At 66.9% G+C, this 1263-nt stretch carries 1 protein-coding gene; it reads left to right on the forward strand.

Annotation, left to right across the window (positions count from 1 at the left end; genetic code table 11):
• A partial coding sequence (locus tag XALGPE39_RS00425) for a condensation domain-containing protein (protein ID WP_152624927.1) occupies nt 1–1263 on the forward strand: 1263 nt, incomplete at both ends.

Consider the following 1263-nt stretch of genomic DNA (forward strand, 5'->3'; position numbering starts at 1 on the left):
GCTTCATCCCCGATCCATTCGCCGAGCAGCCAGGCGCACGCATGTACCGCAGCGGCGATGTCGCCTGCTGGCGCGCCGATGGCACGTTGGAGTATCTCGGCCGCAACGACGACCAGGTGAAACTGCGCGGGTTCCGCATCGAACTGGGCGAAATCACCGCCGCGCTGCGCGCCTGCGCGGGCGTGCAGGATGCGGCGGTGTTGCTGCGTGAGGACACTCCGGGCGAGCCACGATTGGTTGCCTATGTGGTGGGCGAGGTCGACGCGCACAGCGCCGACAGCCTACGCAGTCAATTGGCCGCTCGCCTGCCCGAGGTGATGCTGCCAACGGCCTATGTGCACCTGGAAGCGCTACCACTGACCCCGAACGGCAAACTGGATCGCAAGGCATTGCCGGCACCGGATACCGACGCGCTGGCGATGCAGGCCTACGCAGCGCCGGAAGGCGAGCTGGAAACACAACTGGCCGAGATTTGGTGCGACTTGCTCGGCGTCGAGCACGTCGGCCGCCACGACAGTTTCTTCGTTCTCGGCGGTCACTCGCTGCTGGGGGTGCGCTTGATCTCGCGTATCCGCAGCGCGCTGGGATTGGAACTGCCGCTAGCCACGCTGTTCGCGCAACCACGTCTGGCCGAGTTGGCGCAAGCGCTGGATACCGCTGCCGCCAGCACGCTGCCTGCCATCGTGCCAGCCGACCGCGACGCGCCACTGCCCCTGTCCTTCGCGCAACAACGGCTGTGGTTCCTGGCGCAATTCGACAACCGCGCCGCGCAGGCCTACACCCTGGCGGGCGGCGTGGACCTGCACGGCGTGCTGGATGTGGCCGCACTGCAACAGGCACTGGATCGCATCGTTGCCCGGCATGAAGTGCTGCGCACCTGCTTCGTCGCCAGCGACGATGGCGCCACCCAGGTGATCGCGCCGGCCGATGTCGGCTTCGCGCTGACCTGCATCGATTTACGCCACACCGCCGATGCCGAGGTTGCCGCACAGCATCACGCCGAACAGGCAACCCGCACGCCCTTCGATCTGAGCCGTGGTCCATTGATCCGTGGTTGCCTGTTGCAGCTCGCCGAGCAGCAACAGCGCCTGCTGATCGGCATGCACCACAGCATCTCCGATGGCTGGTCCATCGGCATCCTGTTGCGCGAGCTTGGCGCGCTGTATGCCGCCTTCGCGCAAGGCCAGCCCGATCCGCTGCCGCCGCTGCCGATCCAATACGCCGACTACAGCCTGTGGCAACGCCGCTGGCTCGATGGGCCGC

Origin of the sequence: Xanthomonas sp. GPE 39, from assembly GCF_000963005.1 — a bacterium.
In the GTDB taxonomy this organism is placed as follows: domain Bacteria; phylum Pseudomonadota; class Gammaproteobacteria; order Xanthomonadales; family Xanthomonadaceae; genus Xanthomonas_A.